Here is a 19,958-nt window from a genome sequence, read left to right as displayed (position 1 = left end):
ATATTTTTTAACTTCAACTTAGCGAGAATATTGCAATGTCATTACGCATTAAACAAGAAGCCCTTACTTTTGACGATGTTCTACTCGTCCCGGCACATTCAACTGTGCTTCCAAATACAGCCAATCTTTCAACCAAACTCACTAAAGAAATTAGTTTGAATATTCCTATGCTTTCAGCTGCAATGGATACCGTAACCGAAACCAAACTTGCGATCTCTTTAGCACAAGAAGGTGGCATCGGCTTTATTCATAAAAATATGACGATCGAACGCCAAGCGGATCGTGTTCGTAAAGTGAAAAAATTCGAAAGTGGTATCGTTTCTGAGCCTGTGACTGTTTCGCCAGATTTAACTCTTGCAGCACTTGCTGAAATGGTGAAGAAAAACGGCTTCGCTGGCTATCCTGTTGTAGACGGTGAAAATAACTTAATCGGTATCATCACTGGCCGTGACACACGTTTCGTAAAAGATTTAAGCAAAACTGTTTCACAAGTAATGACGAAAAAAGAAAACTTGGTGACAGTAAAAGAAGGGGCTAGTCGCGAAGAAATTTTGGAATTAATGCATCAACACCGTGTTGAAAAAGTGTTAGTGGTTAATGATAGTTTCAAACTTAAAGGTATGATTACCGTTAAAGACTTCCAAAAAGCAGAACAAAAACCAAATGCATGTAAAGATGAATTCGGTCGTTTACGCGTGGGTGCCGCTGTAGGTGCAGGTCCTGGTAACGAAGAACGTATCGATGCTTTAGTGAAAGCAGGTGTAGATGTATTGTTAATCGACTCTTCACATGGTCACTCTGAAGGCGTGTTACAACGCGTTCGTGAAACTCGTGCAAAATATCCAAGCTTACCGATCGTTGCGGGTAACGTAGCAACCGCTGAAGGTGCAATCGCATTAGCAGATGCAGGTGCAAGTGCTGTGAAAGTAGGTATTGGCCCTGGTTCTATTTGTACTACTCGTATCGTGACCGGTGTAGGCGTACCACAAATCACCGCTATCGCAGATGCTGCTGCGGCATTAAAAGATCGTGGTATTCCTGTAATTGCTGACGGTGGTATCCGTTTCTCTGGCGACATTGCGAAAGCTATCGCCGCAGGTGCAAGCTGTGTAATGGTTGGCTCTATGTTTGCCGGTACTGAAGAAGCACCAGGTGAAATCGAACTTTATCAAGGTCGTGCATTTAAATCTTACCGTGGTATGGGCTCATTAGGTGCCATGGCGAAAGGCTCATCAGACCGTTATTTCCAATCTGATAACGCAGCCGATAAACTTGTACCAGAAGGTATCGAAGGCCGTATTCCATACAAAGGTTACTTAAAAGAAATCATCCACCAACAAATGGGTGGCTTACGTTCTTGCATGGGCTTAACTGGCTGCGCAACCATCGAAGAATTACGCACGAAAGCGGAATTTGTTCGCATCAGTGGTGCGGGTATTAAAGAATCTCACGTTCATGATGTGACGATTACGAAAGAAGCGCCTAACTACCGTATGGGCTAATCCGCAAGGTGGGCTTTAGTCCACCTTTTGTTGTTTTAAAGTGCTGCTAATTTTAAAAATATTTCTTACTTATTTTTCAATACAAGGAAATTCTATGTCATTTGATGCAAAAGTATATAAAGTTCTAATCGCTAGTCCTGGTGACGTTCCAGATGAAAGAACCGCAATATCAGAAGTTATTTCCAATTGGAATAACATCAATTCAGAACAACAAAAAGTGGTATTAATGCCTGTTGGTTGGGAAACTCACTCTGCTCCACTATTAGGTAAACGCCCTCAAGGAATTATCAATGACCAAATAGTAACTGGTTGTGATATGCTTATCGGAGTATTTTGGACAAGACTTGGCTCACCAACAGGTGTGAGCGATAGTGGTACAGTAGAAGAAATTGAGCACTTCATTCAAGCTGGCAAACCAGTAATGCTGTATTTTTCAGGAAGAAAAGTAGAATTAGCAACTTTAGATCTATCCCAATTACAAAATTTGCGTGAATTCCAAGCAAAAATGCAAAAAATAGGTTTAATAGGCTCTTATGTAGATATTAATGATTTTAAAGAGCAACTCAGAAACCAAATTAGTATAAATGTTAAGAACCTTTTAACAAATACTACTATAACTCCGCCTACGGTAAAAGAAAGAACCGAACAAGTAAAATCCATCGAAAAAATTTTAAAGCAAGGCAAAATCTATATCGAAGACTATAAGAAAGATGACGAAATTAAGTCCTTTTTAGTCAAGGGAGATACTAGTCCAATTAAAGAGGATATTAAAAAACTAGGAGGAAAGTGGAATAACTCTCTTAAAGGGTGGATATTCCCTAAATTTAAAGAAATTGAAATCGCTGAATTTATAAAAAATTATTTGAATAATAAAGCATAAATACTACTGGTACACAAAATGACAAACATCCACAACCATAAAATCCTGATCCTCGACTTCGGTTCACAATATACACAACTGATTGCACGTCGTGTGCGTGAAATCGGTGTGTACTGCGAACTTTGGGCCTGGGATGTGACTGAAGAACAAATCCGTGAATTTAATCCAGGCGGTATCATTCTTTCTGGTGGCCCTGAAAGTACCACTGAAGAAAACAGCCCGCGTGCACCTGAATATGTATTTAATGCCGGAGTGCCTGTATTGGGTATTTGCTACGGCATGCAAACCATGGCAATGCAACTTGGTGGTTTAACTGAGACCTCTGATCATCGTGAATTCGGCTATGCTTCTGTTTTAATGGATAATCCAACCGCACTTTTCGCTCATTTAAATGATGGCGATAGCAAATTAGATGTATGGATGAGCCATGGCGATAAAGTAACGCGTTTACCTGAAAACTTCCAAGTTACCGGTACGACTCCAACCTGCCCAATTGCGGCAATGTCTGACGAAAATCGTCGTTTCTACGGCGTACAATTCCACCCTGAAGTAACCCATACCAAAAAAGGTTTGGAATTATTGATGAATTTCGTGGTGAACATTTGTGGTTGCGAAACCAAATGGACAGCAGAAAACATTATCGAAGATGCCGTTGCTCGTATTAAAAAGCAAGTGGGCGATGATGAAGTGATTTTAGGTTTATCTGGTGGTGTGGACTCTTCTGTGGTTGCATTACTTTTACACCGTGCTATCGGCAAAAACTTACACTGCGTATTCGTGGATAACGGTTTACTCCGCTTACACGAAGGCGATCAAGTCATGGAAATGTTCGGTGACAAATTCGGTTTAAATATTACCCGTGTTGATGCTGAAAGCCGTTTCTTAGGCGAACTTGCTGGCGTATCCGATCCTGAGGCGAAACGCAAAATTATCGGTAAAGTGTTCGTGGATGTATTCGATGATGAATCGAAAAAACTCACTAACGTGAAATGGTTGGCACAAGGTACGATCTACCCTGACGTGATCGAATCTGCAGCAAGCAAAACTGGTAAAGCGCATGTGATAAAATCACACCACAACGTAGGTGGCTTACCAGACTATATGAAACTTGGTTTAGTTGAACCTTTACGTGAATTATTTAAAGATGAAGTACGTAAAATCGGTTTAGCATTAGGCTTACCGGCTGAAATGATCAACCGTCACCCATTCCCTGGCCCAGGTTTAGGCGTGCGTGTATTAGGCGAAGTGAAAAAAGAATACTGTGATTTATTACGCCGTGCAGATGCAATCTTTATCGAAGAATTGCGCAATAGCGGTTGGTATGAAAAAACCAGCCAAGCCTTCAGCGTATTCTTGCCAGTGAAATCTGTAGGTGTGATGGGCGATGGCCGTAAATACGATTGGGTTATCTCACTACGTGCAGTAGAAACCATCGATTTTATGACCGCACATTGGGCGCACCTGCCTTATGATTTATTAGGCAAAGTGTCTAACCGCATCATCAACGAAGTGAACGGCATTTCCCGCGTGGTGTATGACATTAGCGGAAAACCACCAGCCACTATCGAGTGGGAGTAAAAAAGCACTTTTTCAGATACGTTCTAATTATTTCAGTAACTTTAATAAGTGCGGTTAATTTTCACCGCACTTTATTTTTGTTTAAAAGCCCTTCTATGCCAATCACAATGAGACTTAACCAAATAGGCACATAGGTAAAATAGTCGCTTGTGGTTATTTGATTATCCAGCACAAAGACAGCTATTAAAAAAAGCAATATGGGTTCGATATAACTCAACACCGCAAAAATACTGACTGGAATTTGTTGGCTTGATTTTAAGTTGGCTGAAAGCGAAATCGCACTCACCATGCCAAGTGCTGGTAGCAATAACCAATAACGATATTCTTGCGTAACTAAAGAAAGCGTCGTACTTTGATAAAGAATATAAATAACGCAAGGAATCGAAATTAAAATAATATCCAATGTAATCCCTTGTAGGGCAGGGATTTTCATCAATTTACGGCTTAGATAATAAAATGGATAAACCGTACAAACCCACAAGCTTGTCCATGAAAAACTTTGAGTGTGCCATAATTCATGTGCAACACCGCAGGCAGCCAGTAAAAGTGCGATTTTCTGAATAAGTGATAAGCGTTCTTTTAACCAAACCCATCCTAAAACAGCCATAATCAGCGGAAAAAGGAAATATCCCATCGCAATATTTACCCCTTCGCCATTGAGCGGAGCCCACATAAAGAGCCAGAATTGACTTCCCGCATCTAATGTCCCCAGTAAAAATAAAACCCAACGCATCCAACTTTTTCCTAAAGTTGTCGTAATAAGAGACAAAAGAGAGCGGCAACCAATAGTCGGGAATAAAATTAAAAGTAACCCAAAGATCATGGTTAACATACGCCACGCAAAAACATCCGTTCCGCTAAGTGGTTGGAGCCATATGCTAAATAAATACAATATGCCAAATAAACATTGTGAAAAAATGCACAATAATACGCCTTGAGTGACTACTTTCATCTTGGACCTCATCTCATCAATATGATTATTATAAAATCCCAAGACAATAAAAAATCTCAACTTTATTTTTATTGTGATAATATTTTTCCCAATTATTACATTTTTGAGAAATTATCTTATGCAAACACTGGATAAATTAGATCGTCATATTTTGAATGTATTACAACAAGATGCCATGATTCCGTTAAAAGAATTGTCAGAAAAAGTGAATAGTTCTGTTGCAACCTGTCAACGACGTGTACAAGCATTAACTGATTCGGGAGTTATTACAAAACGAGTTGCGGTAGTTTCCCCAAAAGCCGTTGGGCGTACGATTAGCGTGTTTGTTTATGGTTGAAATGGACAATCAACACTCTTATTATCAAGAGCAATTTGAACGAAAAATGCGCCAAGAAGACGAAGTGGTGAGCTGTTACGAAATCTCAGGTGACTATGATTTTATGTTGCTACTCCATGCAAAAGATATGGAAAGCTATCACGCATTCACACGTCGAGTATTGACTGGCGAATTTCATGTAAGAACTTATAAAAGTTTATTTGTAATGAATTTTACCAAAGCAGATAGTGGAATTATCTTATAGAACAAGTGCGGTAAATTTTGCTCTTCTCCCACAAAGTGGAGCTAAATAATTACCGATAAATTCAACTGAAATTAAAAGGACTGGGTTCGATACAATATCGTCATCAGTCCTCAAGTAAATAATTTAGTTTTTGAGGTCAAAGCAAATTTACCGCACTTTTCTTATGAACCTAAGCGCTGACGTACAATTTCAAATAAACATACCCCTGTTGCGACAGATACATTTAATGATGAAACTGAACCAGCCATTGGAATACTAATCAGTTGATCGCAATGTTCACGCGTTAAACGACGCATCCCTTCGCCTTCAGCTCCCATAACAAGTGCTAGTGGCCCTGTCAGTTTGCTTTGATAAATGGTTTCAGTTGCTTCGCCAGCAGTGCCAACCACCCAAATATTATGATTTTGCTGTAAATCGCGTAGCGTGCGAGAAAGATTGGTTACACGAATTAACGGCACAGTTTCTGCTGCACCACAAGCAACTTTACGCGCGATAGATGTTAATTGTGCTGATTTATCTTTTGGTACGATCACGGCCACTGCGCCAGCCGCATCAGCTGTTCGTAAACATGCTCCCAAGTTGTGTGGATCCGTCACGCCATCCAAAACTAATAAAAGCGGATTTTGTTTATTTGCAAGAATTTCATCAAGATCATTTTCATTAAGTTCTTTTGCCGCTTGTACTCGAGCAATGACACCTTGATGAACTTCGCCATCGGCTTTTTTATCGAGTGTTTGCCGATTAACGAATTGCACACCAATTCCGAGGGAATAAAGCTCATTTAAGAGTGGCTGTAGGCGTTTATCTTCACGTCCTTTAAGTACGAAAACTTCAATTAAACGTTCTGGTGAATGGGTTAAAATACTATTAACAGCATGAATGCCGTAGATTTGTTCTGACATAAATTTCTCTTTTTCTTATTTGAATTTTTAATTCATTCTTACAATGGGAAGTGAATTATTTTCGTTTTCTAGATGTTTTCTTCGAAATTTTTTTCTTTTTTACCGCACTTTTTCGTTTTTGGGAGGCTTTAGACGGTAGTTCTTTAAAGACTTTCTTGGATTTTTCTTTCGCGGTTTTTCCAGCACGACGAGGTTTACGTTCACTGCCCATCAGCGAGAAATCGACCATTTTATTTTCTAAATGTACTGCTTCAACTTTGATGCGAACTTTATCGCCTAAGCGATATTGCATTCCGCTATTTTCGCCGATTAAACGTTGTTTTGCTGCATCGAATTGGTAATAATCATTTTCTAAGGTGGAAATATGGACTAAACCATCGATGAATAAATCATCTAAGCGTACAAATAAACCAAACCCCGTCACAGATGAAATAACACCGCTAAATTCACCGCCAACATGATCTTGCATATATTCGCATTTCAGCCAATCAGCCACTTCACGAGTGGCGTCGTCAGCACGGCGTTCCGTCATTGAACAGTGATTGCCAAGTAAATCCATTTCATCAAAAGAGTAATGATAACCGCCAGTATCCGTTGTTTTACGTTTTGCGCCTTGTTCTTTAGCGAGTAAATACTTGATGCCTCGATGAAGTGTTAAGTCAGGATAACGGCGAATTGGTGAAGTAAAGTGTGCATACTCTTCCAAAGCTAAACCAAAGTGCCCAATATTATCAGCGTGATAGACAGCTTGGCTTAATGAACGTAGCAACATTGTTTGAATAAGTTCATGATCTGGTCGTTCTTTAACTTTTTCTAAGAGAGCAGCATAGTCTTTTGTGGTTGGTTTTAATCCACCTTCTAAAGTTAAACCAAACTCACTTAAGAAAGTGCGGAACGATGTTAATTTTTCTTCGCTCGGGGTGGCATGAATACGATATAACGCAGGCTCTTTATGTTTTTCCATAAAATTGGCTGCTGCGATATTCGCAAGAATCATACATTCCTCAATGATTTTGTGGGCATCGTTACGAACAACGGGTTCAATGCGCTCGATTCGCCCCATTGCATTGAAAATAAATTTAGTTTCAATGGTTTCAAAATCGATCGCACCACGTTGATGACGTGCACTAAGCAAAGCTTGATAGAGTTTATAAAGTTCTTCTAAATGAGGCACAAGCGTAGAATAACGAGTGCGTAATTCTTCATCGCCTTCAAGCATTTTTGCTACTTTGGTATAAGTGAGGCGGGCATGAGAATTCATCGCCGCTTCATAAAAGCGATAATCTGTGAGCTTACCTTTGGCAGAAATTTGCATCTCACACACCATACACAAACGATCCACTTGTGGGTTAAGAGAACATAAGCCGTTTGATAAAATTTCAGGTAGCATTGGTACAACTCGGTTCGGAAAATAGACCGAGTTACCACGATTATGCGCTTCTACATCCAAAGCGGAACGTAAACGTACGTAATAACTAACGTCCGCAATCGCTACCCAAAGTTTCCAGCCTTTACCATGTTTTTCACAATAAACAGCATCGTCAAAATCGCGAGCATCTTCACCATCAATGGTCACAAGCGGTAAATTTCGTAAATCCACACGGCCTTTTTTGGCTTCTTCAGGGACTTCTTCAGTGAATTTTTTTACGTATTTTTCCACCGCACTTGGAAACTTATGGGGAATATCGTGATTACGCAAGGCGATTTCCACTTCCATTCCTTTCGCCATATTGTCGCCTAGAATTTCAGTGATTACGCCAATTGGTTGGCTAAAACTGGCAGAGCGTTCTTGCAATTCGACAACGACAACTTGTCCCATTCGTGCGCCATTACGATGTTCATTTGGAACGAGAATATCTCGGCCGATTCTGTTGTCATCAGGCACCACATAGCTAAAACCGTTTTCTAAGAAAAAGCGACCCACAATTTGTTTTTTACGACTTTCTAATACGCGTACAATTCGTACTTCACGGCGACCACGACGATCTAATCCTGCAGGTTGCGCTAAGACAAAATCTCCATGCATGACTCTTTGCATTTGATGGTTTGGAATGAATAAATCATCTTTTTTGCCATCGACCTGTAAAAAACCAAAACCTTCGCGATGACCAATTACCGTGCCTTTAAATAAATCTAATTTTTCTGGTAAGGCATAGCGTTTACGTTTGGTGAACACTAATTGGCCGTCATTTTCCATCGCGCGTAATCGGCGACGCATCGCTTCTATTTGCTCTTCATTTTGAATGGAAAGTGCGGTCAAAATTTCATCCCGATTCATCGGCGCATTATTGTCTCGAATAACGCTTAAAATAAATTCACGGCTCGGGATTGGATTGCCGTATTTTTCCAATTCTCGTTTGTAATGAGGATCTTGGTTGATTAAGTTTTTACGTTTTTTTGTCATTATTTTTTACAGTTTTAAAAAGTGCGGAAAGTTTGACACTGTAAGGGGGATAATGCAAGGAAAAGAAAATCTGCACTCATGATGAGTGCAGATAAAAAGTGAATTAAGCCGATTTTTTGGTAAAGCCAATATAGGCGCAGAATATAAATCCAAGAACTAAAGCGTAAGGCGTGAATTCACCAATGCCAGAGCCTGAAGCTGCAAGGCTTAAACGATGTGCAGCGGCTGCACCTAAAAGCATACCAAGCACAAAAATAGCGGAGTCATTATCGCCTTCACCAAGATGAACTAAATGTTTGCCTGGGCAACCACCGCCAAGGGCGAAGCATAATCCGCAAAGTGCCATGCCGAGGAAATTCCAAAGATATTGATTATGTGCGCCAGGTTGTTGTTCAAACCCTAAATGGAATTGACCAAGTAAAGCATTGGTAATAGCAGCAAATACCACTAAAGCGATGACCCCATTCAATAATGAAGAATCACGGAATAGAATGAAATTGCGAAATGCGCCAATTGAGCAGAAACGTGATTTTTGCATTAATACGCCTATGATTAACCCGCCTGCTAAAGATAATGCCCAAAATGCATGTTGTGCGCCGGGGCCTTTTTGTGAGAAATAAAGGGGTAAGCCTTCGCCAAAACTAAATTGTGTGATAACGCCAATAAGTAATAAACCCGCGATAATCACAGAAATCCAGCCTGTAATAGGAGCTTGTTCTTTTGCTTTGCCGAGCGAAAATCCTCGATTGCTAAAGAAAATTCCGACTAGTACGCCGACAAATAAACCGACTATACCTGCAATCGCAGATAAATCTCCGCCTCCTAAACGCAAATATGCACGCCATGGACAACCTAAGAATGTTAGGGCACCAATCATGGCAAATGCCCCTAAAATTAAACGAATAAATGGTGATGAACCACCACGAGCTCGGAATTCTTTTGCAAATAACGCACTCACTAATGCACCGAATATTAATCCGATGAGTTCTGGGCGAATATATTGAAGTGGAGCGGCTTGATGTAAGCCAATGGAGCCAGCTGTATCGCGTAAGAAACAGGCCGCGCAAAATCCCATATTGCCAGGATTTCCGCTATAAGTAAGTAGTGGAGCGATGATACCAAGTGCAGCACCTGCAACCACAGGCCATTTTGATCCTTTCATAATGAAACCCTTGTGATATCTAAAGTTAAACTAAATTGTGTACTCTCGAATACTCGAAAAGCATGTTCATTTTAATCTAAGAAGTTAAATGGTAAAGAATGTTTTGATGAAAAGATGAGATAAATCAAAAATTTGGTAGGAAGAAAGTGCGGTAAAATTTTTATTGATTGTCGTAATGAAAATAAAAGATCTATACTAACTCCGTTTATTTTTTACTCGGAAGATACGATGACAGAACGTTCAGCCAATATCATTACCCACGATCCTTTTGGTAGCTTACTTGGATATGCGCCTGGTGGCGTGGCAATTTATTCCTCAGATTACAATACTGCGGATGATAAAGAGTTCCCAAATGATGCTGCATTTCGGAGTTATCTAGGGCGAGAATATATGGGCTATAAATGGCAGTGTGTGGAATTTGCACGTCGTTATCTATATCTCAATCATGGCGTCGTGTTTGCTGATGTCGGTATGGCGTATGAGATCTTTTCTTTACGTTTTTTACGCCAAGTAGTGAACGATGCCTTGTTGCCCTTGCAGGCATTTGCTAATGGTTGCAAACGTAAACCTCAAGCAGGTTCCTTATTAATTTGGCAAGAAGGGGGCGAATTTAAACACACGGGGCATGTGGCAATTATCACTGAGGTATTGGCTGATAGAATTCGAATCGCCGAGCAAAATGTGATTCATTCCCGCTTGCCAAGTGGTCAGCAATGGACGCGTGAATTGCCGATGATTGTTTCAGAACAAGGATATTTTTTACAGGATACTTTTAATGATACTAAAATTCTTGGTTGGATGATTCAAACGAACGATACTGAATTTTCAGAACCTCAACCTTTTCCAAAATCAACCGCACTTCGGTTACAAGCTCATCATGTTGATAATCATGGGCAATTTAGTGGGAAATGGTTAAATGAAAATGAACCATTTGATACGGCTTATATCAAGGCGATGGGCGGACATAAAGTAAGTCATTCTGATCAATATCGCTATTTCGCTATGTCTGAAAGTGCTCAACAGGAATTAATTCACGCCACGAACGAACTGCATTTAATGTATTTACATGCGACAGATAAGGTACTCAAAGATGATAACCTATTGCAGTATTTCAATATTCCGAAGCTCCTTTGGCCACGCTTAAGACTTTCTTGGCAAAATCGCCGTTATCAGACGATTACTGGTCGTTTAGATTTCTGTATGAGTGAACGAGGTTTGAAAGTCTATGAATATAATGCCGACTCAGCTTCTTGCCATGCTGAAGCAGGCGATATTATGAATCGCTGGGCAAAACAAGCTGATTGTGTATTGGGGGAAAATCCATCCGATGGTTTGCGTAATGCATTGGCTGATTGTTGGCAACATAGTCAAGCCTCAAAATTAGTTCATATTCTGCAAGATCACGATGATGAAGAAGATTATCATGCCATGTTTATGCAACAAGCATTGGTACAAGCGGGATTTCAAGCCAAAATTATTCATGGAACAGAAGGCTTACATTGGGATAATCGTGGCCGCCTGATTGATGATGAAAATAACCAAGTTCAAACCGTTTGGAAAACCTGGGCATGGGAGACCATGCTAGAACAACTTCGTGAAGATACAACAGGAATGGAAGTCGCTCCACCTATTCGCACAGGTTATCCTGAAGATAAAGTGCGGTTAATTGACGTACTACTTCGCCCTGAAGTGTTGGTTTATGAACCGCTTTGGACGGCAATTCCAAGCAATAAAGCAATTTTACCGGTGCTTTGGTCTTTATTCCCTAATCATCGTTATTTGTTAGAGGCAAGTTTTCATCTCACACCAAACTTAATTCAAAATGGCTATGCACAAAAACCAATTGCAGGTCGCCGAGGTGATAACGTTAAATTGATTGGTGAAAATAATTCGATGCTAGACACAACCGATGGACAGTTTGGTCAGCAAGATAGTATTTATCAACAACTTTGGTGCTTACCACAAGTGGAAGAGCAATATTTGCAAGTCTGCACTTTTACCGTGGGGGGGCATTATGGTGGAACTTGCCTACGTTCTGATTCGAGTCGAGTGATTGTAGGCAATAGTGATATGCAACCATTGAGAGTGTTGAAGGATAAATAAAACACCTTGTGATATTAAGAATGGGTTTTACGCAATGCTTTTCCAATTAAAATGCTTGCAACTAACATCACTAAAGTCGGAACCAACCAAGCCATTCCTTCAGATGAAAGAGGGAAGTGTTCCAATAATGAATTAATGCTTTCTGGTAACATTTTAACGTTATTTAAGCTGTCACATAAACTAAAACAAACAGTTACGATTAATGTGCTGTTGTATGTAAATTTTATTGATGGAAGTTTTTTGCGTAAGAATTGCAATAATACAAGCACAATAGCTACTGGATAAATTAATAACAAAGCTGGGATCGTTATGCGAAGTAGATCCGTTAAACCATATTGTGAAACAGTGATTGTCATTGCGGTAAAAAGTGCGACCCAAAACGGATAAGAAAAACGCACAGAGAATTTTGAAAAATAGTCAGCGGCAGCACTCGTTACACCAACAAGGGTTGTTAAGCTCGCTAATACAATAATACCCGCCATAATCCAAGTCCCAGCAGAACCGAATAAGACATTTACATAACGAGAGAAAATTTGTCCGCCATTAGTTGCACCTTCTGCAACTGCAGCACTAGTCGCACCTAGATAGAAAAGCGAAAAATATAAACCCGCAAGTAGAATGACTGAAACAAATCCGGCTGAGATAGTGTATTTAACGATATCTTTGGGTTCAGTTACATTTTTTGCGGCAAGTGCGCGAGCGACGATTCCACCGAAAGCAATGGCTGCGAGTACATCCATGGTTTGATAACCACTGGTTAAGCCGATTAATAAAGAATGGCCATTTTCATACGCTTTACTTGGCGCTTGAATTTCAGATAAAGGTGAAATGAAGACAGTGACGGCTACAGCAACTAATAACACAAGCAATGCAGGTGTCATGAATTTACCAACACTTGAAATAATGGTATTTGGGCGAATCATAAAGCCCATCGCAATTAAGTTGAAAATTAATGAAAAGAGGAAACGAACACTCTTATTATCTTCCACTAATCCTAAAGGTAACCACGCCATTTCGTAAGCAACATTCGTGATACGTGGCATTGCAAAGGTAGAGCCAATGGTTAGATAAAGTATAACAAGAAAACCTGCGCCCGCCCATTTAGGTAAATCTTTCGTGAGTTCTTCACCACGACCTAAAATAGATACAATAACAAGTGTAATAAAAGGCATTAAAACGCCAGTTAATACAAAACCAAAGGAGGCTCCTGCCCAATGTTGTCCAGAAGTAAAGCCTTCCATTGGTGGAAAAATGATATTACCTGCACCTAAAAATAAGGCGAAGATCATCATTCCTAAAACGATAATATCTTTACGTGAAAACATAATTTTTTAACTCTAAAAATAAAAAGGCCTGCATTCTACTACAAAGTGTAGAAAATCCCTATTCTGTAAAACTAAAAATGTGAATTTCGTCACAATATGAAGAATCTTATCGACAATTCGATAAAAATCCCTGCAAAATCGACCGCACTTTTCCCTTTGAGGGCAAAAATATGCTAGGATTCAGCCTCTGTTAATTTTTTGTTATTTATTTTTGGAAGGAGTTTGCGTGGTACAACTGATTCAACGTTTTTTAAAATTAGAATCCGCTGGTGGTATTTTGTTGCTTTTTTCTGCTGCAGTAGCGATGTTGCTGGCTAATTCGCCATTAAGCAGTCAATATCATGATTTTTTGAATTTGCCAGTCAGTTTGCAAATTGGCAGTTTCTCTATTAATAAAACCTTAATCCACTGGATTAACGATGGTTTTATGGCGGTGTTTTTTGTGTTAGTGGGAATGGAAGTTAAAAAAGAATTATTTGAAGGTGCACTTTCTTCCTACCAACAAGCTATTTTCCCTGCCATTGCTGCAGTGGGTGGAATGATCGTGCCCGCATTGGTTTATTGGTTTATTGCAAAACAGGATCCTAGCCTTGCAAATGGCTGGGCTATTCCTATGGCGACAGATATCGCTTTTGCACTTGGCATCATGGCATTATTGAGCAAGCAAGTGCCATTGCCTCTAAAGATTTTTTTACTCGCACTCGCTATTATTGATGACTTAGGCGCGATTGTTGTAATTGCGCTGTTCTTCTCTCATGAATTAAGTGTGCAGGCTCTAATTTTCTCAGGTATTTCTATTTTGACTTTGGTTTTATTAAACCGCTTTAGAGTTAGCGCGCTTTGCGCCTATATGGTGGTTGGAGCAATTTTATGGGCGTCTGTTTTAAAATCTGGTGTTCATGCGACGTTGGCTGGCGTGATTATTGGTTTTTGCATTCCATTAAAAGGTAAAAAAGGTGAACGACCATTACACGATTTTGAGCACATTCTAGCGCCTTGGTCATCCTTCGTTATTTTACCGCTCTTTGCATTTGCCAATGCAGGCGTTAGTTTTGACGGTATTGATGTGAGTATGATTTCATCGCCATTATTATTGGCTATTGCGTGCGGTTTAATTATAGGTAAACCAGTCGGCGTTTTCGGATTTAGTTATATTTCCGTTAAGTTGGGATTAGCTAAATTACCGGATGGAATCAATTTTAAACAAATTTTTGCCGTCGCAGTTTTATGTGGTATCGGCTTTACGATGTCAATGTTCTTAGCAAGCCTTGCTTTTAATGCGGATGCTGGAGAAAGTGTCAATACGCTTTCTCGTTTAGGAATCTTACTCGGTTCAACGGTTTCGGCAACTCTTGGGTATTTATTCTTAAAACAAACGACAAAACTAAACTAATCATACACAAAGTGAGGTAAATTGATCTGCAGCCCTAAAAGTTGGACTAAATAAGCGACCGATGACATACAAACTATGTCAAGAAAAGAAAACTATCTAAACAATGCGGAAATGGAAAGTTTATTTGGTCGATTAAAAACGGAATGTTTTTATAGTTGAGAATTTAACTGTAGCGAGGAAATAATTGATACAGTAAGATATTACTATCATTACTACTCCTTAAATAAACATTCCTTTTTAGCAGATCAATTTACAGAACTTTTGTTTTATAAATTCAAGCAAAATGAGATAATGCAATTTCTAATTTATTAGTTGCAATTATTTCGTTGGTTCGAGAATTTTAGTCACCACTTTCAAATACTCAATCGCCAAGCTATGTTGCGCAACACTGGCATTAAAAACTAAGTCTTCGGAAAGTACGCCACAAGGTTGCTCTTTCGGTACCTCGCCATTTTCGTAAGCCTCGAAATCCTCTCGCCAATCCCCTTCGAAGTAATAATGTTCTAAGCTTTTCATCTTGGGTAAAAACACCTGCCATTTTTCCAAAAACTGCTCCGCCTCTGCAAGAAAACCATTTGCCTCATCTAAAATACTTTCCATTTCGACAAGTTGAGATAATCGTTCTTTTGATAGCATGTTTTTCTCCCATTCAATTAAAGTGCGGTTAAATTTTACCGCACTTTTCCCATATTAATATCTTACTAACTCTCGGAAAGCATAGCATAAATAATCTATATTGAATGTAAAGATTGTAAAGTTTGGTAAAGTGATCCCTCCAAAAGTTGGACTAAACAAACCAACAATTTAGGTGCAGATTTTATTATGGGCAAACAAGATAATTGAGTCATTTTATATCCAGACCAAGACTGGCGTATCTGATAATAGCTTATCGTCTAATTTTGGCTACAAATCGCATCATTCCAAAGTATGTCTAGAAAAGGAGATAGTTAATACAGTAAAGGATTATTGGGATTACTATAATCACTAACGAATTCAACTGAAATTAAAAAGGACTGAATACGATACAATATCGTCATCAGTCCTTAAGTAAATATCCCAGTTTTTTTGAACTCAGTTCAAATTTACCGCACTTTTTAACACCTATTGTCTAGCTTGAACTTCTGCGTTGGCGTAATCAATAGTAACAACCTTACCAGGTAATAACGCACCAGATAGAATTTGTTGTGCCAAGCTATTTTCGATCTCTTGTTGAATTGCACGTTTCAATGGACGCGCGCCATAAATTGGGTCGTAACCCACTTCACCAATGAAATCTAATAAAGCATCGGTAAACACCAATTCGTAACCACGAGTTTCCATACGTTTTGCTAAGCGCTCTAATTGAATATTTGCAATCGCACGAATATTCTCTTTACCAAGCGGATGGAATACCACTGTCTCATCAATACGGTTGATAAATTCCGGACGGAAATGCTGGCTCACCACAGACATCACTAAGGCCTTCATTTCGCTATAACTTTCGTCTTTGCTGCCCTGAATTAAATCAGAACCCAAGTTAGAGGTCATAATCACCACGGTGTTACGGAAGTCCACAGTACGACCTTGCCCGTCAGTTAAACGACCATCATCCAACACCTGTAATAAGATATTGAACACATCCGCATGGGCTTTTTCAACTTCATCTAATAAGATCACTGAATACGGACGACGACGAACAGCTTCAGTTAAATAACCGCCTTCTTCATAACCAACATAACCCGGAGGTGCCCCAACTAAGCGAGAGACACTGTGTTTTTCCATAAACTCTGACATATCAATGCGTACCATCGCATCTTCACTATCAAACAAGAATTTAGCCAAAGTTTTGCAAAGCTCTGTTTTACCTACGCCTGTTGGCCCTAGGAACAAGAAAGAACCAATTGGGCGATTAGGATCGGAAAGACCAGCACGACTACGACGAATTGCATTTGAGACGGCATCAACTGCTTCTTCTTGGCCAATCACTCGTTTATGTAGTTCATTTTCCATGCGCAAGAGTTTTTCTTTCTCGCCTTCCATCATTTTTGATACTGGAATGCCAGTGGCTTTAGAAAGCACTTCTGCGATTTCTTCATCTGTGACGCGATAGCGCAAAAGCGTCATTTCTTTTCCTTCGCTGGTTTCAGCTTGCTCAAGTTGCTTTTCAAGAGCAGGGATACGGCCATATTGCAACTCAGACATTTTAGCTAAATCACCCGCACGACGAGCTTGTTCTAGTTCGGTTTTTGCAGTATCTAACTCTTGTTTAATATGTTGAGAGCCAGAAAGCGTTGCTTTTTCAGATTTCCACACTTCTTCAAGTTCGACATATTCACGTTCTTTGTCAGCCAATTCTTTCTCTAACATTTCTAAACGTTTGCGACTTGCTTCGTCTTCTTCTTTTTGTAACGCCTGTTGTTCCAATTTTAATTGGATAATACGACGTTCAAGGCGATCAAGCGGTTCAGGTTTAGAATCTATTTCCATACGAATGCTAGACGCTGCTTCATCGATCAAATCAATCGCTTTATCTGGTAACTGACGATCGGAAATATAACGATGTGAAAGCGTTGCTGCAGCGACAATCGCAGGGTCAGTAATATCTACATGGTGGTGAATTTCATAGCGTTCTTTCAAACCACGTAAGATCGCAATCGTATCTTCGACACTTGGTTCATCCACAAAGACTTTTTGGAAACGACGTTCAAGTGCGGCATCTTTCTCGATATATTGACGATATTCGTCTAGTGTTGTTGCGCCCACACAGTGCAATTCACCGCGAGCTAAACTTGGTTTTAACAAGTTACCGGCATCCATCGCACCATCGGTTTTACCTGCGCCAACCATAGTATGAATTTCATCAATAAAGAGGATAACGCGACCTTCTTCTTTCGAAAGTTCATTGAGTACCGCTTTTAAACGTTCTTCAAATTCACCACGATATTTCGCCCCAGCAATTAATGCGCCCATATCTAATGAAAGTACGCGTTTATTTTTCAAACCTTCTGGCACTTCGCCATTTACAATACGTTGTGCTAAACCTTCTACAATCGCCGTTTTCCCCACACCGGGCTCACCAATTAATACTGGGTTGTTTTTGGTACGACGTTGTAATACTTGAATCGCTCGACGAATTTCTTCATCACGTCCAATCACAGGATCAAGTTTGCCACTTTCGGCACGAGCGGTTAAATCAATCGTATATTTTTCTAATGCTTGTCTGCTTTCTTCTGCATTTTGATCGTTCACGTTTTGTCCCCCTCTAATTTGCTGAATGGCTTGCGAAATTTGCTCTTTTTTCGCACCGCACTTTTTCAGAATATCGCTGATCATTCCACGTTCTTCTAAAGCTGCCAGCAAAAACAATTCGCTTGAAATAAATTTATCTTGGTTTTGCTGTGCAAATTTATCACATAGATTAAGTAAATTAATGAGCTGGCGTGAAAGTTGTACATCACCGCCATTGCCAATAACCTGTGGCAATTTATTTAGTTCAGTTTTTAATTCATTACGCAATAAAGTTACATTTACGCCACTTGCAGTTAAAATTGGTGCAATGGACCCGCCCTGTTGATTTAAAAGTGCGGTCAATAAATGCACTGGTTCAATAAATTGATTATCTTTTCCGATAGCAAGTGATTGTGCTTCGCTTAAAGCGTCTTGGAATTTTGTCGTAAATTTTTCAATGTTCATACACTTTCCTCAATTTAGTTTTGGCTTTCGCCGTTTGCCTAAATTAAGTAAGATCGTTTGAAAAGATTTCAAGAGAAAAAATGAAATATTTTTGATTTTATCTATCAATAAAAATCTAATGATAGGTTTCAGCCCACCAAAATATCGAATAGTGAGACATCCCAATGCTCAGTGGGAAGATTTTCTACTTGCTGACATTGATGCGCTAAACCTACAGGAATAAAAGACTTATTTTGCCAATTCTGCAATGTGCGATCATAAAATCCACCGCCCATGCCAAGGCGATTTCCCTGTTTATCAAAAGCCACTAACGGCGTAAATAAAATATCCAGTTCATCTAATGGTAAAACATTTTGAACATTCAGCTTTGGCTCCCAAATACCAAACTGATTTTGTTCCATTGGCGTATCAGGTAAATAGCGTAAAAACAATAAATGATGTTTAGTAAAAGGGTGTAAAATAGGCAAATACACATTTTTATTTTGCATCCAAAGGGACTGGATTAAGGCCTTTGTAGAAATTTCACCATCAAAAGAAAAATATAATGCAATATTTTTGGCTTGTCGTTGGTCGATAAGATTTAACGCCTGTTGAGTCACTGATTGTTCAGCTTTTTGCTGTTGAAGTGCGGTTAAATTTGCGCGTATTTTTCGAATTTCAGCGCGTATTTGCTGGCGTTTTTGAGTATTCATAGACATGAAAAGAGAAGATAGGACCCAGAGTGCCGCTGCGGGCGGTAGTCCTTGAACCCGACGGTTCAAGGAAATCAGTTGATACCGTTTTCAGGTTTCTTAGCCCAATGAACGAGTCAAAGGTTAAGCCTACACACCAACGATAGGAAACCAATTTATAAGATTTAAAGTATCGGCTCAGGGACATAGCCTACTGACGAACACTCCAGGTAATTCTTATGGGTTTATACTAGCCCAAATTCTCAGTATTGACTAGCATTTATTTATCAATTTTGATGAGTTGATTATAAAACGACAAAACAGGTGTGATAACACAAATTAGTTTTAGGTATTTATTGATCTTGGAGAGGAGAATCTAAAGAATATGGCGGTGACTTAAGTAATTTTTAACTAATTGCGCTGAATTAGCTACATCTTTTAATTTGAAAAAATCTCAGCTCTATTTCACCGCACTTTACAATTTAATATTGTTCTTTATTTACACGAATATTTTCTAACGAATGGTCTAATTGTTGGATACCCGTTCTCAATACCTCTTCAATTTTAGCTGCTTTATTTTTTTCTTGGCTTAATTCAAAACTCAAATTGAGCGCCACAATCGAAAGCACACGCTCAAGCTGAATAAGGCCTGTCTTTTCTTTCATTTCGGAAACCAATATATCTAAATTACGCGCAGCTTGGCGCAATAATTCTTCTTGTTCAATGGGCACGTTTAAACGCAAGACCTGACCCAAAACTAAAATTTCGACCAATTTTAACGACATTTGATTTCCTTAAATTAAATATTTGAGTGGCTGATATTATGCCATAGC

14 protein-coding genes, 1 other RNA gene and 1 pseudogene are annotated in these 19,958 nt (G+C 39.4%); 6 read left to right on the top strand and 10 right to left on the bottom strand.

The annotated features are described in order from the left end of the window. Positions 1-35: 35 nt before the first annotated feature. The 3 genes from guaB (at position 36) to guaA (ending at position 3,960) form a co-directional block, all read left to right on the top strand. Positions 36-1,502 (top strand): IMP dehydrogenase, encoded by a 1,467-nt coding sequence (gene guaB / locus AC6H0J_RS04285; protein WP_005629423.1) that lies wholly within the window; start codon positions 36-38, stop codon positions 1,500-1,502. 94 nt (positions 1,503-1,596) lie between these two features. Beyond that, positions 1,597-2,382, top strand: coding sequence for a DUF4062 domain-containing protein (locus tag AC6H0J_RS04280; RefSeq protein WP_032825805.1), 786 nt, complete (start codon positions 1,597-1,599; stop codon positions 2,380-2,382). Positions 2,383-2,400: 18 nt separating this feature from the next. After that, a complete protein-coding gene (guaA, locus tag AC6H0J_RS04275; protein ID WP_005629425.1) occupies positions 2,401-3,960 on the top strand; it encodes a glutamine-hydrolyzing GMP synthase in 1,560 nt (519 codons plus the stop codon). Between the two features lie 61 nt (positions 3,961-4,021). Here the strand turns inward: guaA and rarD are convergent, their stop codons facing one another. Next, entirely contained in the window at positions 4,022-4,912 is an 891-nt protein-coding gene (gene rarD / locus AC6H0J_RS04270) for an EamA family transporter RarD (RefSeq protein ID WP_032825806.1), read from the bottom strand. A gap of 118 nt (positions 4,913-5,030) precedes the next feature. Here rarD and AC6H0J_RS04265 point away from each other — a divergent pair. Beyond that, positions 5,031-5,493 (top strand): annotated as a pseudogene (locus AC6H0J_RS04265) (Lrp/AsnC family transcriptional regulator). Between the two features lie 161 nt (positions 5,494-5,654). Here the strand turns inward: AC6H0J_RS04265 and rlmB are convergent. The 3 genes from rlmB to yedE form a co-directional block, all read right to left on the bottom strand. Then, entirely contained in the window at positions 5,655-6,395 is a 741-nt protein-coding gene (rlmB, locus tag AC6H0J_RS04260) for a 23S rRNA (guanosine(2251)-2'-O)-methyltransferase RlmB (RefSeq protein ID WP_005655733.1), read from the bottom strand. A gap of 55 nt (positions 6,396-6,450) precedes the next feature. Then, complete coding sequence (gene rnr, locus AC6H0J_RS04255; RefSeq protein WP_118817250.1) at positions 6,451-8,799, bottom strand: ribonuclease R; 2,349 nt, start codon at positions 8,797-8,799, stop codon at positions 6,451-6,453. 103 nt (positions 8,800-8,902) lie between these two features. Next, the gene (gene yedE, locus AC6H0J_RS04250; protein ID WP_118817251.1) at positions 8,903-9,961 is read right to left on the bottom strand and encodes a YedE family putative selenium transporter; all 1,059 of its coding nucleotides are present in this window, start codon (positions 9,959-9,961) and stop codon (positions 8,903-8,905) included. A gap of 228 nt (positions 9,962-10,189) precedes the next feature. Between yedE and gss the strand changes: the two genes are divergently transcribed. Next, entirely contained in the window at positions 10,190-12,064 is a 1,875-nt protein-coding gene (gene gss / locus AC6H0J_RS04245) for a bifunctional glutathionylspermidine amidase/synthase (RefSeq protein WP_046952693.1), read from the top strand. Between the two features lie 14 nt (positions 12,065-12,078). Here the strand turns inward: gss and brnQ are convergent, their stop codons facing one another. After that, on the bottom strand, positions 12,079-13,389 hold the full coding sequence (gene brnQ, locus AC6H0J_RS04240) for a branched-chain amino acid transport system II carrier protein (RefSeq protein ID WP_118817252.1): 1,311 nt from the start codon (positions 13,387-13,389) through the stop codon (positions 12,079-12,081). Positions 13,390-13,615: 226 nt separating this feature from the next. Here brnQ and nhaA point away from each other — a divergent pair, with 226 nt between their 5' ends. Then, complete coding sequence (nhaA, locus tag AC6H0J_RS04235) at positions 13,616-14,782, top strand: Na+/H+ antiporter NhaA (RefSeq protein WP_046952691.1); 1,167 nt, start codon at positions 13,616-13,618, stop codon at positions 14,780-14,782. A gap of 318 nt (positions 14,783-15,100) precedes the next feature. Here nhaA and AC6H0J_RS04230 read toward each other — a convergent pair whose 3' ends face one another. The 5 genes from AC6H0J_RS04230 to AC6H0J_RS04210 all read right to left on the bottom strand — a co-directional run bounded on the left by AC6H0J_RS04230 (position 15,101) and on the right by AC6H0J_RS04210 (position 19,910). Then, the gene (locus AC6H0J_RS04230) at positions 15,101-15,418 is read right to left on the bottom strand and encodes a DUF4298 domain-containing protein (RefSeq protein WP_118817253.1); all 318 of its coding nucleotides are present in this window, start codon (positions 15,416-15,418) and stop codon (positions 15,101-15,103) included. A gap of 465 nt (positions 15,419-15,883) precedes the next feature. Next, the gene (gene clpB / locus AC6H0J_RS04225; protein ID WP_118817254.1) at positions 15,884-18,454 is read right to left on the bottom strand and encodes an ATP-dependent chaperone ClpB; all 2,571 of its coding nucleotides are present in this window, start codon (positions 18,452-18,454) and stop codon (positions 15,884-15,886) included. Between the two features lie 128 nt (positions 18,455-18,582). Continuing rightward, positions 18,583-19,146 (bottom strand): 5-formyltetrahydrofolate cyclo-ligase, encoded by a 564-nt coding sequence (locus AC6H0J_RS04220; RefSeq protein WP_046952688.1) that lies wholly within the window; start codon positions 19,144-19,146, stop codon positions 18,583-18,585. Between the two features lie 17 nt (positions 19,147-19,163). Then, a non-coding RNA gene (gene ssrS, locus AC6H0J_RS04215) (6S RNA) lies at positions 19,164-19,361 on the bottom strand. A 246-nt stretch (positions 19,362-19,607) separates the two neighbouring features. Next, positions 19,608-19,910, bottom strand: coding sequence for a cell division protein ZapA (locus AC6H0J_RS04210; protein WP_046952687.1), 303 nt, complete (start codon positions 19,908-19,910; stop codon positions 19,608-19,610). Positions 19,911-19,958 lie beyond the last annotated feature (48 nt).

The sequence above is a fragment of the Haemophilus sp. THUN1691 genome, from assembly GCF_059704425.1.
Note: the sequence above shows the minus strand (reverse complement) of the source record. Positions and strands in the feature narration are given on the sequence as shown.

Coding starts and splice junctions, on each gene's coding strand:
- guaB (WP_005629423.1), top strand. CDS start 36: ATGTCATTACGCATTAAACAAGAAGCCCTTACTTTTGACGATGTTCTA.
- AC6H0J_RS04280 (WP_032825805.1), top strand. CDS start 1,597: ATGTCATTTGATGCAAAAGTATATAAAGTTCTAATCGCTAGTCCTGGT.
- guaA (WP_005629425.1), top strand. CDS start 2,401: ATGACAAACATCCACAACCATAAAATCCTGATCCTCGACTTCGGTTCA.
- rarD (WP_032825806.1), bottom strand. CDS start 4,912: ATGAAAGTAGTCACTCAAGGCGTATTATTGTGCATTTTTTCACAATGT.
- rlmB (WP_005655733.1), bottom strand. CDS start 6,395: ATGTCAGAACAAATCTACGGCATTCATGCTGTTAATAGTATTTTAACC.
- rnr (WP_118817250.1), bottom strand. CDS start 8,799: ATGACAAAAAAACGTAAAAACTTAATCAACCAAGATCCTCATTACAAA.
- yedE (WP_118817251.1), bottom strand. CDS start 9,961: ATGAAAGGATCAAAATGGCCTGTGGTTGCAGGTGCTGCACTTGGTATC.
- gss (WP_046952693.1), top strand. CDS start 10,190: ATGACAGAACGTTCAGCCAATATCATTACCCACGATCCTTTTGGTAGC.
- brnQ (WP_118817252.1), bottom strand. CDS start 13,389: ATGTTTTCACGTAAAGATATTATCGTTTTAGGAATGATGATCTTCGCC.
- AC6H0J_RS04230 (WP_118817253.1), bottom strand. CDS start 15,418: ATGCTATCAAAAGAACGATTATCTCAACTTGTCGAAATGGAAAGTATT.
- clpB (WP_118817254.1), bottom strand. CDS start 18,454: ATGAACATTGAAAAATTTACGACAAAATTCCAAGACGCTTTAAGCGAA.
- AC6H0J_RS04220 (WP_046952688.1), bottom strand. CDS start 19,146: ATGAATACTCAAAAACGCCAGCAAATACGCGCTGAAATTCGAAAAATA.
- AC6H0J_RS04210 (WP_046952687.1), bottom strand. CDS start 19,910: ATGTCGTTAAAATTGGTCGAAATTTTAGTTTTGGGTCAGGTCTTGCGT.